The sequence below is a fragment of the Flavobacterium sp. SH_e genome, assembly GCF_025717045.1.
GTDB lineage: Bacteria > Bacteroidota > Bacteroidia > Flavobacteriales > Flavobacteriaceae > Flavobacterium.
Genome location: NZ_JAOVZN010000005.1, coordinates 363,147 through 377,409, shown reverse-complemented (window position 1 = coordinate 377,409; position 14,263 = coordinate 363,147). Strand labels below are relative to the sequence as shown.

Genomic DNA, 14,263 nt, shown 5'->3' with positions numbered 1-14,263 from the left:
TTCGATTATTTAGAGTTCAACTTTGCAATTGCATCTTTAATTCCTTCGCCAGCAACTGTATAAAAAGCTGGTCCGGCAAGCAAAATAACTTTCGTTAAAGGCTTATATTCAGCTAATTTTTTTTCTTTTAAATAAGATTGCGTTCTATAAGCTTCAAACGAACCTAAAACTACATTTGTAGCAACCAAAGCTGTTGGAGAATCGATTCCTGCATCTTTAATATCACTTGCAAAAGAGTAGTTAGAAACGCCTAAACGTAAAGCCTCGCGCATCGCAGTACTTCCCACGCTGATCATTAAATCTGGAGTAAATTTGTTACGGTCGCCCAATCCTATTAATAATAATTGTTTGGATGCTAAAGTGCCTTTTGGAGGCGTAATCAATAAAGTTTCAAGAGCATGACCAGTAAATTTTCCGCTTTTGCGTAACTCTGTAATAATGCCTTTTAAAGCATCATCTAAATGTACCATTCCGTTTAAATTTGCTGGAAGGGCAGGAGGGTTAAAAATATCACCTTCTGTATATTCAAATACGCAGGCAACTTGTAAATCTGCTTCTGCTGCAGATGGCCCTTGAACCAATCCGTTAACTGCAATTCCGTCTACTTTCCCCCAAGTTGTCGTAGAACCGATTGAAGCGGTTTGAGCAAATGCATTAAAGGTTATGATTAAGAGAATTAGATACGAATATCTAAATCTGTATGTGGATGTGTTTGTTTTCATTGTTTAAGGTTTAGTGGTGAGAAATATTTAAACACATAGAAACATAGATTTTCTTTACTTTTAAAAAGGAGAAAGAAACTAGTTTCTAACACATAGTCCTTTGTGTGGTTCTTTGCGAGAACTTTGTCAAAGTTTTAAACTTTGACAAAGTTGACACAGCTATGTGCATTTATCTAAGTGAAGCGCCTTTTATACGTTCCAAAAAACTATGTTTCTATATGTTTAAATTATTTATTTGATTAAAAAATTAAAATTTGAATCCCAATCGGGCGTTAAAGAAAACTCCGTCTTTTGAGTTTGGAATTATGTCATTGATAAAAGCGCCTGTCTTGAAATATTGAATACCGCTGACTACCGAAATATATTTGTTTAAATTGTAGGTGAAATTGGCCAAATAAGCAGTTCCAATGTATCTTTCGTCAGAATCGCTTCCGCGAAGGTTAAGCATTCCGCTTGGCCTGTAAACTCCGTCTTGAGTTGAATATCTCCAGTTTAAAACCACATCGACCTGCATCTTTAAATTCGAAAGTAAATCCATCGTCGCGTAAGGATGAATATCGATAAGGTTTACCGGTCCAACTTGCGGACTGAAACCAAAATAACCTCCTTTTGGATAAAGCGGATTAAATGTCTGAAGATTTCCATTTCCTTGATTTTTATCTCCTGAGATATAATCATTTCGAAGATTTATCGTGGGTTTGAATTTTGTGTTTTCAAACATATATCCAATATCAATAGATCCTGTCCAAGCATTTATATCTCCAGATCCAAAAGTTCCAAATTGATATGCTGCTTCCAAATTATAAATAAATCCGCCGCCATATTTCCATAATCTTGTTCCAACAGTATGTCTTCTTTCCGGCGCAATTCCTTCTTCAAAAAGCGATAAATCTCTTCTTATTCCGAGATAATAAACATCGAGATTTCCTGCTTTCGGAAAAATTATTTTAGAATAAGCTCCCCAGAGATTTAGCTGTTTAGACATTTTATTATCGAAAACTCCTGTATAAATGGTATCTGCCATCATAGCAAAAGCATCAACCGACACTCTTGAAGAGGTGTACATTAATTTTGCTCCTGTAAAATAAAGTCTAGCATTTGGACCTTCTCTAACAGAAATCAATCTTCCAGAACCATAATCTAATTCTTGTCTTCCGGCGCGAACGGTTATTTTTTTGTCTTTTTGCTGCCAGACATTCACATCCAAAAATAAATTCTGAACATTTAACTGATCTTCGTCAATGCCTCGTGCTCCGTTTACACGACCGTCTTCTAAGGCACTTCTTAATTGAGCAAATATTCTAAAGGTTTTTCCTAAATTAATATCGGCATGAAGATCGTATCGTTGCAGCAAAAAATTATTGTGGCCAATATTTAATCTTCCCCAATCTTCATTGTTGAAATCAACATATTCATATCTTGCTTCGCCTCCAAGTGACATATAAATATCTTTCTGCTGGTTTAACGGAATGAATTTTAATCTTTCATAAAAGTTTCTGCTTGAATCTTTTAAGAATTCATAATTTTCATCGTAACGCAAAAGCTTGAAACTTTGAGCAGAAGCGGTTTTTCCCATTAAAAGAAAAGATAAAATAATGATCCAGAGGAATTTATTTGTCGATATGGATTTTGATGATTCCAACATAATGAAGCGTAAGAGATTTATAATAAATTGAATTAGTCAGATTAGTGTTTCAACATGTTGTGTGCATAGTGAATTCCAATTCCATAAGAACCGCCATATTTTTTCATTAATGTTGTAACTGGACCGTAAGTTTCTTCACGAGCCCAATCTCTTTGAAGCTCTAATAAGTATTGAATAGAAGTTACAGGAATTGCTCCAGCTTGAACCATTCTTTGTACTGCGCGTTCGTGAGCTTCTGCGGTTACATCACCACATGCATCTGTAATAATATAAACTTCGTAACCTTCATCAATTGCAGATAAAGCAGGTCCTACAATGCAAACACCTGTCCAAAGTCCAGCAAGAACAATTTTCTTTTTGTTTTTTGCTACGATAGCTTTATAAGCGTTTTCGTCTTCCCAAGTATTCATTGTAGTTCTGTCAATATATCCAGAAGTTGCAATTGGATAAAATTCTTCTAATTCAGGAAAAACAGGACCTGAGAAACTTTCTTCTGCAACTGTAGTTACAACTGTTTCTACATTGAAAATTTTCGATGCTCCAGCAACAATTGCCACATTCGTACGTAATTCGCTTACTGGAATATTGTGCGTTGCAAAGGCCATTTGACCTTCAAAATCGATTAAAACTAAAGCGTGATTGTCTGGTGATAATAAGTTAACTGATGGTTTCATGATATTTATTTTTTTAGATTTATAATTAGTTAAGCCAACGAAGTGCCAAATTCTTAATTTGTTGTTGGGTAAGGGTTTGTGTTTTTAATACAAAAAATGTTTTTACGATATATCGTAATTTTATTAAACTGATATGTCTTTTTATGTTAATGTGTTGAAAGTTTTTTAATCATTTCGGCAGAAACAGAGTCGGCATAAATTCCAAAGGCGCTGGTTAAAACACCTTTTAAATTGTAGATTTCAGATTTGATTCCATAAACAATATCTTCGTCTCCGGGATCGGTATCGCCTTCAAATCGGAATAAATATTCAATCTTGAATTCTTCTGGCGACATACTTTGCGTGTTGTTATTATAGCGAATACAATTGGTGTCTAGATTAAAATTTTCTGTATAACCTTGTGTGCTCAGCCATTGCAAAGCTTCTGTAACAGTATCAAACGAGGGTTGCTGAAAAAAACTCATAATTTGAGAAGATTAAACTGCCTGCAAATTGAACCTTTACAGGCAGTGATTATTGATTTATTTGATGAAATCTAAAATATCGTTGTTGATAGTTTCAGCATTGATAGTTGGCATTCCGTGAGAGAATCCAGGATAAGAAATCAATTTCCCGTTTTTCAACAATTTTGCAGCTCTAGGAGCTTGCGCAAAAGGAACGATTTGGTCATCTTCTCCGTGTAAAACCAAAACAGGAATATCTAAACTTTTCAAATCTTCTGTAAAATCTGATTCAGAGAAAGCTTTAATTCCTTCGTAGTGAGATAAAACAGAACCCATCATTCCTTGACGCCACCAGTTTTGTTTAATACCTTCTTGAATTGTTTGCCCTTCGCGGTTCCATCCGTAAAATGGAATAGGGAAGTCGTAAAAATATTGTGCTCTGTTGAATCCAGTTCCTTTTCTAATTTCGTCAAAAACAGATAATGGAACACCTTCTGGATTAGATTCGTTTTGAATCATAATAGGAGTTACAGCGCTAATGATTACTGCTTTTGCAATACGTCCTTTTCCGTATTTAGCAGCGTAGCGAATTACTTCACCGCCTCCAGTTGAATGACCAACGTGGATTGCATCTTTTAAGTCTAAAAACTCTGTCAATTCAGCGATGTCAGATGCGTAAGTTTCCATGTTATTTCCTTCAGAAGCTTGACCAGAACGACCATGTCCGCGGCGATCGTGTGCAATTACTCTGTATCCTTTTTGAAGGAAATACATCATTTGTGCGTCCCAATCATCGCTTGATAAAGGCCATCCGTGGTGGAAAACGATTGGTTGTCCTGTTCCCCAGTCTTTGTAATAAATCTGTGTTCCGTCTTTTACTGTAAATGTGCTCATGGTTTTTGATTTTTAATATTAATTTGTTTTGTATTTTTAATTTAAATTGGATTTTAAGTTTAAAATTTAAACTTATATCTTGTTATGTGTTTTATTTTGTTTGATTATGATGCAAATATATTTCGGAATGAAATCTGCATCGATTAATCTAGATTAAGAAGTGATTTTTTTGCGGATTTTGATTACTGGTGAACGTGCAAGTGGAAATATTTGGAATGTTTTCATGTTTCGCATTTTAAATTAATATGTGATGCCAAACATTAGCCAATTAACGTGCCTTTATCTTTAAGGCCTTTGTTTTAAAGGAATTGCCAATTTTTGAAGTTTTTTAAATCTACGATATATCGTTATTTTATGATCGATTCGTTTTTTACAAATAAGATGTTTTTATCTTTTATTAAATAAAAAATCTTGTTTCGTTAAAATAAATACAAAATTGTATGTACTTTTGTGGGCAAATATTTAAACAAACACTTGAAAAGGTTAATCATAATAGCGCTTTCTATTTTAATTCTGTCGCCTTCTTTTGGCAGTCTGTTTGTTTATGCTTCATTCAAAATCAACCAGAAAGAAATTGCTAAAACTATTTGCGTTCAGCGTAAACAAGCTTTCAATAGTTGTAATGGTCGATGCGAACTTCAAAAAAGCATCAAAAAATATTCTGATAACGAACGAAAAATGCAAGACAGCTTAAAAGATAAATTAGAGCTTGTTTATGTTCAAAATGCTGCTGAAATTAATTTTAGTGTAATTCCAGTTATCGAATCAAAAGATAATTCTTCCATTTTATTTGAAAAGAAACCAATCGGGGCTTCTAATCTTACTTTTCATCCTCCTCTCTACATAGTTTAGAGGTTAAATTCTATTTCTTTATAAATTCCAATTCTGAAATTTTGAAATTTCAAATTCCAAACAATTTTGTTTGATGTGTTAGCTTGGATTTAAATTCCAAGTTTGAAAAAGAATTGCGTAATTTTTTCTGAAACTGATTTTGATCATCTTTTGTAATTGAAGAGGCTTCTATATTGCACCTTTATTTACGTTGCCATTTTCTTGGCTATTTCACAGTACTTTAGCTTTTTTTGTTATTCAAAAAATTATAACTGAGTGCTAAATTTTAAATTTTTCTTATAACATTCATCAAAATGAAATCTCTTATTTATGGGATAATCGCATTGTTTGTGGTTACTTCCTGCACAATTGATAAAACAGATTACAACGCTGAAATTGGTTCTGAAGTTCCTGATAATTATGAATTTAAAGAAGCAGTTTCGTTTACTAGCGGTAATTATAAAATAAGTATAGATGCCTTAAACGGAACATTTTATAAAGGGTATAATGAGCTTCATCTAAAAATTGTAAATACACAAAACAATCAAGAAGTAACTACTTCTGCCGTAACCTTTTTGCCTATTATAAGTAATGCTGACGGAAGTAAAAGTTCATGTCCGCATGAGTATAATGTCGCGTACGATTCTGCTAATAAATATTATAGCGGATATTCGGTTTTTACTGGCGAAAGCACTACTACTGCGAGCTGGAAATTGTACATCAGTTTTACAGTTGATAATCAGACATACGAAATAAATAAAGATATTTCTGTTGAAAAACAAAGCAACAAAAATCTGAATATGACTGCTTTTACAGGAAAAGATGATGAACAATATATTATTGCCTTGATTTCACCTCAAAAGCCAACGGTTTCTGAAAATCCATTAGTTGCGGGAGTTTATAAATACAACAAACCAACAACTCCGGCTGACACTTTTCCAGATCCAACTCAATTTTCTTATTCAGAAGTTGTTGGATATACTTTAAAGTTAGATCCTAGAATGCCAGAAGCATCAATGGGAAATCATTCTTCTCCAAACAATAAAGATTTAACGCAGCAGGATGATGGTTTGTATCATGGAGTTGTCAATTATACAATGACAGGAAACTGGACATTGAATTTAATTATGATGAATCAAAATGGACTAATTTTAAAAGGAACAGTTGTTCCAACGGATTTTACGCCTGGAGTGGAAGGGGTGAAAAGTGAACTTTATATCGATACTTTATTCTAATAGCATGAAATATATTATAATGCTGCTTTTTTTGGGAATGTCTGCAATTGCTCAAAATCCGCATGCACATCACGACAGTATCAAAAACTTAGAAGAAGTAACAGTAAAAAACGCAACCAAAAAGAAAATTGAAACAGAAATGAAAATGGCTGTTTCTGTCGATGAATTTCTATCATCTTCTGATAATATTAGTTTTATAAAACGCGGCGCTTATGCCTGGGAACCTTTATTAAATAATATGAGTACAGAACGTTCGACGGTTACAATTGACGGAATGCACGTTTTTGGAGCTTGTACAGACAAAATGGATCCAATTACGTCTTATGTTGAAAGTAATAATCTTGCAGCAATTGATATTAAATCAGGGCAAGAAGGGAGTCTTCATGGCGCGACCGTTGCGGGAAGTATTGATTTGAGAAGAAAAAGCACGCCGTTTGGTCTTCAGAAAAAATGGAATGGTGCGTATCAAACGGGTTTTGAGTTCAATAATAAGCAGTTTTTTAACTTAGGAAATATTTCTTATTCTGGAACTAAATTTGTTGCTGATGGAAGTATTTCGTATCGAACGGCAGATAATTATCATGACGGAAATAATGATGAAGTAAAGCATTCGCAATACAATAAATTCAATACTTCGCTAGGTTTAGCTTATAAAACTAGTGATTTATCATCCGTTAGATTAGATGCTATTTTTGATATGGCAAAAGATGTCGGTTTTCCTGCATTACCAATGGATTTGTGGCTTTCGAGAGCGCTAATTACTTCGGCTTCCTATAAACAATTATTTGAAGAAGGTTTGGTTAGAGTTGTCGATACTAAAATTTATTTCAATGCAATTGAACATTATATGGACGACACGACTCGTCCAGAAAATTTAGTTCACATGGATATGCCAGGCTGGAGCACAACTTATGGATTGGTTTCAAAAGCGAATTTGAAAAGAAATAATTACTCGTCTGAAATTCAATTGAATGCTTACGATAATTTGTCTATTGCAGAAATGCGTATGTATCCGCAAGATCGTAGCGAAAGAACCATGTTTGCGTACAGCTGGCCTTGGGTTACCACTCGTTTTGCTGGACTTTCTATGAATAATTCTTGGGATCTTTCAGATAAAAGTCAATTGAATTTGGGCGGTTCATTGGGAGTGAATTACAATTATTCTAAATATGTAGAATTCAACTGGATTTTTCATCCTGGTGCGCCTCAGGAAAAAACGAGATTTTTACCAAGTATTAATGCTGGCTATAACTTAAATATTGATCATTTTAATTTTTCTGTGGGAACTGGTTATGGTCATAGAGCGCCTTCTGTTTCTGAAGGTTACGGTTATTACATTTATAATAGTTTTGACCGTTATGATTACATTGGAGATCCAAATCTTAAAAATGAAATTTCGTATGAAGGAAATGCAAGCGCAGGTTTTAAAAACGAAAAATTAAGCATTCAAGGAAAAATAAACTATTTCTACATTCAGAACTATATTATTGGTAGAATCTTAAGCATGGGAAGTCCGATGAATTATCAATCGGTTGGTGTAAAAGGTTATACTTCATTAGATTATGCAACACTTTTAAATATGTCGGCGAATGTGAGTTACGATATTTTAGAGCATTTACATTGGAAAGGAACACTGACTTACGCACGAGGAATGGATGATAAAGGAGGAAATTTGCCTTTTATCCGTCCGTTGAGTTATTTGACATCACTTCATTATATGTATAAGAATTTTGGAATCCAAACTTCTGTAAATGGCGATTTTGAACAAATTAACTACAGTCCAGAATATGGCGAAGATCTAACAGGAGCTTATACCATTTGGAATATTTCTGCTGATTATTCTTTTAAAATCAATAAAGTAAGAAGTACAATTCAAGTTGGAGCAGAAAATTTACTAAATGAATATTACAGCACTTATTCAGACTGGGGAAATATTCCGAGAATGGGGCGTAATATTTTCACGTCTTTAAAATTTAATTTCTAAGAAAAAATGAAAAAAGTTTTTAGTATCACAATGACTATTTTGTTCTTGCTGGTTTCTTTCCAGCAGGCGCTTATCGTTGTGCACTTTAAACTGAATCAGAATGCTATAGAAAAAGAATTTTGTGTCAATAAAGCCAAACCAGAACTGCAATGCCATGGGAAATGTCATTTAAAGAAAGAATTGCAGGAGAATGAAAAAAACTCTGATTTGGAATTAAGAAGTATTGGTAAAAAGATTGATATTGCCTTGATTTCAAACATCGAATTTGCTGTTTTTATTTCGAAAGAGATTAACTCTAATAAAACCTCAATTTATAAAGAATCAGTTTTATTAGAACCATGTCTTGAAATTTTTGTACCACCGCCTATTTTATAATTATTTCCTTGTCAATTAATTAAAATAGAATACAATACAAAAATTAAAATCATAAAAATGCAAAATTTTAAAAAATACCTTTTATTATCAGCTGCCGCTTTGGCATTTGTATCATGTTCAGACAGTGATGATAATCCGGCAGCAAACAATGTAACATTAGAATTCAATAATACATTTAAGAGTACTACAATTGTTTTAGGAGATGCGACTTCAGCTTCGGCTACTACAAATACTTCAGCAGCTGGACAAGTTCATCATTTTTCTGAAGTAAAATATGTAATCAGCAATATCCGTCTTATTAAAGATGATGGAACTGAAGTGCCTTACAATGTAAATGACTTAGATAAAGGTGCAACTGTAATTGATCAGGCAAAAGCAGAATCTTTAAGTTATGTTTTGAGCAATGTGCCATCTGCAACTTACAAGCAGATTAAATTTGGTTTAGGTATCAAAACCGAACAAAACACTTTAGATCAAGTAAGATTTCCTAAATTTTATGCAGCAGCAGGCGCTAATGATACGGCTATGATGTGGGAATGGGGAACAGGATACCGTTTTACAAAAGTAGAAGGTTTCTATGATACTGATAGTAAAGTAATGTCTATTCATACAGGAAGTACCGTTGAAGGAACTGAAGGCGCTTATACTCAAGGTGTAAATGCTTATAGAGATATCACTTTAAATCTTACTACAAATGCAGTTGTTGGAAGTAAAGCTCCAAAAATCAAAATTAAAGCAGATTTTGATAAGCTTTTGAGCGGAGCAACTAACACCATTACGCTATCAACTGGAACTGGAATGAGCGATAATGCTACTCCAAATGTTCATACTGCGGCGCAAATGGTAAAATTTGTTGATAATCTAGGAGGAAACGGATCTAGCGATATTACAGGAATGTTTTCTGTGACGAGTGTAGAAAACTAAAAATATATTTTGAGCCGTCTGAATTTAAAAGACGGCTCTATTTTAAAATTCATTTAAAATGAAAAAAATAGTTGGTTTCGTATTCATTGCATTGTTATTCATTTCATGTAATAATGATTCTGAAATGATTTCTTACGATAATCCTGAACTTTCTTTAAATATTCCTGCCGATTTTCCAGAGCTGAATACGTATGTGAGTTTAAATAAACCTACAAAATATGGTGTTGAGCTGGGTGAAAAACTTTTTAATGAAAAAAGATTTAGTGCAGATAATACTATTTCTTGTTCAAGTTGCCATATTCAGGCAAATGCATTCGCAGATCATAATCCGCAAGCTATCGGAATTGAAGGAAGAGTCGGCCTGAGAAATGCGCCATCACTTCAAAATTTAATGTTTTTAAAGTTTTTTAATTGGGATGGAAGCAAACTGCAGTTAGAAACACAACCTTTAGTTCCTATCATTACGCACGAAGAAATGGATTCTTCAATTTTGGAAGTTATTGAAAAAATCAAAGAAGATGCTTCTTATAAAGATTTGTTTAAAAAGACATTTGGAGATGAAGAAATTACGTCAGACAGAATTTATAAAAGTATTGCACAATTTGAATATACCTTAATTTCGGCCAATAGCAAATATGATAAAGTAAAACGTAAAGAAGGGGCATCTTTTACAGAAAGTGAAGCGGCTGGTTATGCAACGTTTCAGCAAAAATGCGCAAGTTGCCATGGTACAGAATTGTTTACAGATCAAAGTTTTAGAAATATCGGTTTTCCTTTAAATACAAATACAAATGAAGCGGGTAGAGGAAGAGTTACAGGAATTGCCGCTGATTTTATGAGTTTCCGAGTTCCGACTTTAAGAAATATTGAATATACAGCTCCGTATGGAAGTTTTGGTCAGTTTGCGACGCTCAAATCAGTTTTGGATTATTTTGACAGTGGCGTTCTCGAAGCAGAGAATCTGGATCCGATTTTTAAGAATAATGGGAATAGAATTCCGCTTACAGAGCAGGAAAAAGAGAACTTGATTGCATTTATGAAAACCTTGAGCGATCAGCAATTTATAGGCAATTAATTTGGAAAGGCTTGATTTTTCTAGCTTTTCCTATTCTTTTTGTAGAGGTAAAAATGTTTATAAAGTGTTGATAAATAATGCGTTGTGAGTAGTGTTAAAATCTGATTTCGATAGATTAAATGTTTTAAATTTATAATTATATGATAGTTAACTATTTAAAAATATTTGAATATGGAAAGAGCTATAAAACTACAGGTTCGCAAAGAACTTGACGGAAAGCAACAAGTAAATATTATTAAACTAAAAGGCAGTTTAATTACAAAAGGTTATACAGAAATTATCCATATTAGTGACAAGGATGATGAATTTTACATCAACTCGTTTGCAACCAGAAATGAAGCACGTAACGAAGTAAAAGAATTTATTCTGGATTTTATAAGTAAAGAAAATTTAAGCAATACAATTAGTGTTCTAGCATAATTGATAGAATTGTAATGCTTAAAATTGCGGTGAAGCTTAAACTGCGGTTGTAAAACTTATATTTTGATCCAGAAAAAGATGCTGATCTTTTGCAATATCCTCTGGTTTCTCGTCCCAATCTCCCCAATCTCCTACATAAGTTTTACGAAAAATTAATTCATTATTATCTTCGTTGCAAGCCATAGTTCGGTTTGTAAGAGTTTCATGGAATTCGCTGAAATTTCTATCTGTATTTTTCATGGCGTGATCATTTTTACGATTTGAAGGCTACAAATTTAAAGAATGAGCAACTTGAATTTGTTATACTTTAATATTCAAATGTTATTTAATTCACACGTATGTTGTTGGAAGTGAGTTTTATAAAAAAAATGCTAAACAAAAATAGGTTTAGCATTTTACTTCTGATTTGTCTGTTTTTTTCTTCAAACATCTACCTCGAGGTTCATCGCCTTCTTGAAGTATAATTTCGGAGTGCAGAAATTGAACAGCATCTGCAGAGCCTTTTACTTTTACTGCACTGCGTTCTATCATTTCTTCTTCAAATTCATTTAAAACGCTTTCTCTCAAGCCAATTTGTCTCCATTTTGATCGAGTATTACAGCCTTTAGAAATTTTTCTGGCCAATTTTAAAGCATCGAGCAATGCTTGATTTGCGCCTTGACCTTTAAAGGGACTCATCGGGTGCGCTGCATCTCCAATTAAAGTTATATTTTTATTTTTCGCCAGTAAGTCCAAACTTAATAATTCACGGTCGTAAACTGGATATCCAGAAATTAAGTTTTCGTTTGTAGCATTTAAAATCTGCGGAATTGGATTGTGCCATTGTGTTCTTCGGCAAGCTTCTTCTTTTAATGCTTTTGGTCCTTTTGAACTTAATTCTTTAGCTTTTTCTTCAGACATTGGAAAGCTTAACTGCCACATTACAGAATCTGCAGTATAAGGCATTATGTAAATTCGTTCGTTTCCATTAGCAGTTTGAAAAACTGTTGCAGAATCTAAAAGCGAACTATCATGACCTTCTAGAGCACTTAAAGGGCAAATTCCTAATATGACAATACAGTCTAAATAACGTAAAGGCGTTTGATCTTCACCAATTATTAGCTTTCGAACTGCACTTCGAATGCCATCTGCGCCTACAACAAGATCAGCTTTTGAAGTTTTTGCTTCTCCATTTACCTGAAAAGTTAATTGAGCACCTTCTTCAGTTTCTTCAAGATTTATAAGCTGATGTCCCCATTGTATTGTATTATTTCCGCCAAGTTGTTCTAGAAGAGCTAAACGAAGAGATTGTCGCGCAATATGTATATTGGTGCGTTTTGTAGGCGTTTTAATTGCAGTTTCCAACCATTTTCGAGTTCCCCATTCACCCAATATTTTTCCTTCTGTATTATGTACAATATGTTTTGTTGAAATTACGCCGTCTAAAGATGTAATTCCTAATCCTTTCATGGCTTTGCTTGCTTGTTGTAAAGTAAGTCCGTAACCTTGAGATCTGGCTTCGAAGTGGTTGTCGCGTTCATAAATCGTAAATGGAATTCCGCGGTGTAAACAAGCAACAGCTAAAGCGACACCACCAATACCGGCACCAATAATGGCGACATGCGGTTTTGTGAGATCGGGTTCAAGATACTTTTCAGATTGTATTAATCCAGACCCAGAACAAATTGTGCACAAATGCAGATGCGCCTTAGGACGTATCGGAGCAATGTTGCTCTGCTTGTTCTCATATAAAGCTAATTCCGTCTTATAGCGACGTTGCGCTTTTTTACTGAGTCCGCGATTTATTTTGCCCTGTCCCTGGCATTCATGGCATATAGTCCACATATTATAGAATAAAACGTTTTTTGGTTTCTATGAAGCGGCAAAAATAAAGAAATGTTATTGATAAATCTGCATTTGATTTTGTAAATGATATAATATCAGCCATTACCGTGTTATTCTATAATTTTTACAAATGATTATATAAGTCTGAAGAAATGATTTTGGCTAATTTTATAATACATTTAAAAATTAAAAATTATGGACTCAAAGAATCAAACTCAGAAAAACCCTAATCTTAATGAGAGCGGCGGGGATCATCGAAGCGATACTAGAAAACATCAATATAAAGATCATGAGGACGTTTTAACAAATGACGAAAATTATGATGCTGACACTAAAAAGTTCAAAGGAAAAGAACCTGATTTCGATGATCAATTAAATAATGAAGAAAAAAAATAAAACCGAAACGTCTTAAGTTTATTTGAGGCGTTTTTTTATTTCTTTTTCTCGTCAAAACACTTTTTTTTATGACTTGAAAGCGAAGAAGTAAGAAATATGATTGGATTTTTATAGATTTGTAAAAATCTAATACAGTTTCTCAAATAATAATTGAGTAATAATATATAATACAAGGCATGAAATCGGTTACCTCATTTTTTTTACTTTTAATGTTTGTCTATTCCAATTCTTACTCACAATTGAGCTCAGATAAAATATTTGAAAGTTTTAAACAAGGAGAACGCACAAACTGTTCATCTATCGCTTTCATTAAAGCTTCTTTAAATGTTTATGGATTAGATAATCTTTTTGAGAGCGAAAAATTAAGCAATGATACTTATAAGATTAAGCTAAAAAACGATGCAACTTTTAGTTTGGATAGCATCGAAATAGCTAAAGCCAGAAAATCGGCAGGTTTTGTTTATATTAAAGATAATTGTGACAGCGAAAGAATTAGAGATTATGCCGTATTGACTTATGCTGTAATGGCAAAATACATGCAGATTATCGATAAAGAACCAACATTTGAAAAAGCTTTAGAAGAATTAGAAGAAGGCACCGTATATACTCCAACAATCTATAAATACTTAGGATTCAAATTAGGCAAGCAAATTCAAAAATTAAAAAGACAATCTGGAAGTGAATATTGCGGAGTTGTAGCATGGTCAAAAGCTCATGCCGTTTTTGTTTGCGAAGATTTTATGGATTATTATGGGAACAAAAAAAGCATCTGGATCAAATATCCTGGGCGATTTAGAATAATTAAATCATAAGAAAAGATC

Annotated in this window: 16 protein-coding genes; 9 read left to right on the top strand and 7 right to left on the bottom strand. The window is 33.4% G+C overall.

Annotated elements, in window-relative coordinates; all coding sequences use genetic code 11:
• Positions 1 to 5 precede the first annotated feature (5 nt).
• The 5 genes from OD917_RS09565 to OD917_RS09545 all read right to left on the bottom strand — a co-directional run bounded on the left by OD917_RS09565 (position 6) and on the right by OD917_RS09545 (position 4,378).
• A complete protein-coding gene (locus OD917_RS09565) occupies positions 6 to 722 on the bottom strand; it encodes a M17 family peptidase N-terminal domain-containing protein (RefSeq protein ID WP_263523312.1) in 717 nt (238 codons plus the stop codon).
• Between the two features lie 247 nt (positions 723 to 969).
• Positions 970 to 2,298 (bottom strand): alginate export family protein, encoded by a 1,329-nt coding sequence (locus OD917_RS09560; protein ID WP_263523311.1) that lies wholly within the window; start codon positions 2,296 to 2,298, stop codon positions 970 to 972.
• Between the two features lie 110 nt (positions 2,299 to 2,408).
• Positions 2,409 to 3,041 carry a hydrolase gene (locus OD917_RS09555; protein ID WP_263523310.1) on the bottom strand — a complete coding sequence of 211 codons (633 nt, stop codon included), beginning with the start codon at positions 3,039 to 3,041 and terminating at the stop codon, positions 2,409 to 2,411.
• A gap of 146 nt (positions 3,042 to 3,187) precedes the next feature.
• Positions 3,188 to 3,505, bottom strand: coding sequence for a phosphoribosylpyrophosphate synthetase (locus OD917_RS09550; protein WP_111290648.1), 318 nt, complete (start codon positions 3,503 to 3,505; stop codon positions 3,188 to 3,190).
• 57 nt (positions 3,506 to 3,562) lie between these two features.
• Entirely contained in the window at positions 3,563 to 4,378 is an 816-nt protein-coding gene (locus OD917_RS09545) for an alpha/beta fold hydrolase (protein WP_263523309.1), read from the bottom strand.
• A 474-nt stretch (positions 4,379 to 4,852) separates the two neighbouring features.
• Between OD917_RS09545 and OD917_RS09540 the strand changes: the two genes are divergently transcribed.
• The 7 genes from OD917_RS09540 (at position 4,853) to OD917_RS09510 (ending at position 11,222) form a co-directional block, all read left to right on the top strand.
• Entirely contained in the window at positions 4,853 to 5,230 is a 378-nt protein-coding gene (locus OD917_RS09540) for a hypothetical protein (RefSeq protein ID WP_263523308.1), read from the top strand.
• Positions 5,231 to 5,523: 293 nt separating this feature from the next.
• On the top strand, positions 5,524 to 6,444 hold the full coding sequence (locus tag OD917_RS09535) for a FixH family protein (RefSeq protein WP_263523307.1): 921 nt from the start codon (positions 5,524 to 5,526) through the stop codon (positions 6,442 to 6,444).
• Between the two features lie 4 nt (positions 6,445 to 6,448).
• Positions 6,449 to 8,428: a TonB-dependent receptor plug domain-containing protein gene (locus OD917_RS09530; protein ID WP_263523306.1), complete on the top strand. Its 1,980-nt coding sequence runs from the start codon at positions 6,449 to 6,451 to the stop codon at positions 8,426 to 8,428.
• Between the two features lie 6 nt (positions 8,429 to 8,434).
• Positions 8,435 to 8,803, top strand: coding sequence for a hypothetical protein (locus OD917_RS09525; protein WP_263523305.1), 369 nt, complete (start codon positions 8,435 to 8,437; stop codon positions 8,801 to 8,803).
• A gap of 57 nt (positions 8,804 to 8,860) precedes the next feature.
• Positions 8,861 to 9,727 (top strand): MbnP family protein, encoded by an 867-nt coding sequence (locus tag OD917_RS09520; protein ID WP_263523304.1) that lies wholly within the window; start codon positions 8,861 to 8,863, stop codon positions 9,725 to 9,727.
• 58 nt (positions 9,728 to 9,785) lie between these two features.
• The gene (locus OD917_RS09515; RefSeq protein ID WP_263523303.1) at positions 9,786 to 10,802 is read left to right on the top strand and encodes a cytochrome-c peroxidase; all 1,017 of its coding nucleotides are present in this window, start codon (positions 9,786 to 9,788) and stop codon (positions 10,800 to 10,802) included.
• Between the two features lie 171 nt (positions 10,803 to 10,973).
• Positions 10,974 to 11,222 (top strand): hypothetical protein, encoded by a 249-nt coding sequence (locus OD917_RS09510; RefSeq protein ID WP_263523302.1) that lies wholly within the window; start codon positions 10,974 to 10,976, stop codon positions 11,220 to 11,222.
• 36 nt (positions 11,223 to 11,258) lie between these two features.
• Here OD917_RS09510 and OD917_RS09505 read toward each other — a convergent pair whose 3' ends face one another.
• Positions 11,259 to 11,462: a hypothetical protein gene (locus OD917_RS09505; RefSeq protein ID WP_263523301.1), complete on the bottom strand. Its 204-nt coding sequence runs from the start codon at positions 11,460 to 11,462 to the stop codon at positions 11,259 to 11,261.
• Between the two features lie 147 nt (positions 11,463 to 11,609).
• Positions 11,610 to 13,046 carry an FAD-dependent oxidoreductase gene (locus OD917_RS09500; protein ID WP_263523300.1) on the bottom strand — a complete coding sequence of 479 codons (1,437 nt, stop codon included), beginning with the start codon at positions 13,044 to 13,046 and terminating at the stop codon, positions 11,610 to 11,612.
• 195 nt (positions 13,047 to 13,241) lie between these two features.
• Between OD917_RS09500 and OD917_RS09495 the strand changes: the two genes are divergently transcribed.
• Both OD917_RS09495 and OD917_RS09490 read left to right on the top strand, forming a co-directional pair.
• A complete protein-coding gene (locus OD917_RS09495) occupies positions 13,242 to 13,442 on the top strand; it encodes a hypothetical protein (protein WP_263523299.1) in 201 nt (66 codons plus the stop codon).
• A gap of 176 nt (positions 13,443 to 13,618) precedes the next feature.
• On the top strand, positions 13,619 to 14,254 hold the full coding sequence (locus OD917_RS09490; protein ID WP_263523298.1) for a hypothetical protein: 636 nt from the start codon (positions 13,619 to 13,621) through the stop codon (positions 14,252 to 14,254).
• Positions 14,255 to 14,263 lie beyond the last annotated feature (9 nt).